The organism is Paenibacillus validus NBRC 15382, from assembly GCF_004000985.1.
Lineage (GTDB): Bacteria > Bacillota > Bacilli > Paenibacillales > NBRC-103111 > Paenibacillus_G > Paenibacillus_G validus.
The window spans coordinates 1-1,122 of record NZ_BIMH01000123.1 but is presented as its reverse complement, the minus strand read 5'-3'; the positions used below and the strand labels follow the sequence as shown (position 1 = coordinate 1,122).

The following is a 1,122-nucleotide window of genomic DNA, read 5'->3' as shown; positions in this document are numbered from 1 at the left end:
AAATGGATTGCGCGGGGTTATAAAGCTGCAGTGGTGCTGCGAATCGTCGGCGTCAGTGAAGCGACGTACTATTACCGGAAGAAACACTTCAAGCAAGAGCGAGTGTATAACGGCGGACGGCCGATTCCCGGCTTTTCCTTGGATCATAAGCGGCGTCCCGTCAGCGATGAGCAGATCAAGGAATGGCTGATGGAGCTTATTGCCGGGGAAGAAGCGACTTACGGTTACCGTAAATTAACCGTATGCCTGAAACGACAGTATGGGCTGATCATTAACAAGAAAAAAGTATACCGGCTGTGTCAGGAACTGGGCATCCTGCAGCCACAACGCCGGAAGCGAATCCAATATCCCCGAAAGCTGGCGAACAACCGTGAGATTTGCGCTTCGAATCAGCTTTGGGAGATGGACGTGAAATACGGCTATATTGCAGCTGAGCAGCGTTTCTTTTTCTTGCTCAGCCTGATTGACGTCTACGACCGATCGATTATCGACTACCACATGGGCCTCTCTTGTGAAGGGAAGCATGCTGCGCAAATCCTGCAGAGAGCGTTATGGAAACGGCGGCTCTTTGAGAAAGATCAGCTGCCCGTGGTTCGTACCGATAACGGCCCGCAATTTATCAGCCATGCTTTTGAAGAAGCATGCCTGGAGTATTGTGTAGAACATGAACGTATTCCTCCGAAAACGCCGAATAAAAATGCGCATATCGAAGCATTTCATGCCATTTTAGAACAAGAGTGTCTCTCCAGGCATGAATTTGAGAGTTATCAGGATGCATACCGTATCGTATCTGACTATCTCTTGTTTTATAATCAGCGGCGGATCCATGGAAGTTTGTATGATCTATCCCCGCAGGAATTTCATCAAGCTATGCATCAGCAAGCCGTAAAACCGCTTGTGATTAAGGTATGATGGATAAAGCCCTTTACATGGAGGGGCGGGCATGATAGGCTTGTTAGCCTCGCGATGCATGTGTTATCCGCATCGCCCTATCGCGAAAAATCATGCCCGCTGGAGGCTCCATGTCAAGGGCGACAACGAGCGACAACGACGTAAATCAATGAGAAATTACGCAATCGTGTGAATAAGGGTGTAAGACTCTAAAGTTACGGGTTTAAACCG

At 48.6% G+C, this 1,122-nt stretch carries 1 protein-coding gene; it reads left to right on the top strand.

The window, feature by feature from the left end; genetic code table 11:
• Window positions 1-912 (top strand): IS3 family transposase (locus PVA01S_RS26335; protein WP_127610834.1); only part of this gene is annotated, 912 nt, incomplete at its 5' end.
• Between the last annotated feature and the right edge of the window lie 210 nt (window positions 913-1,122).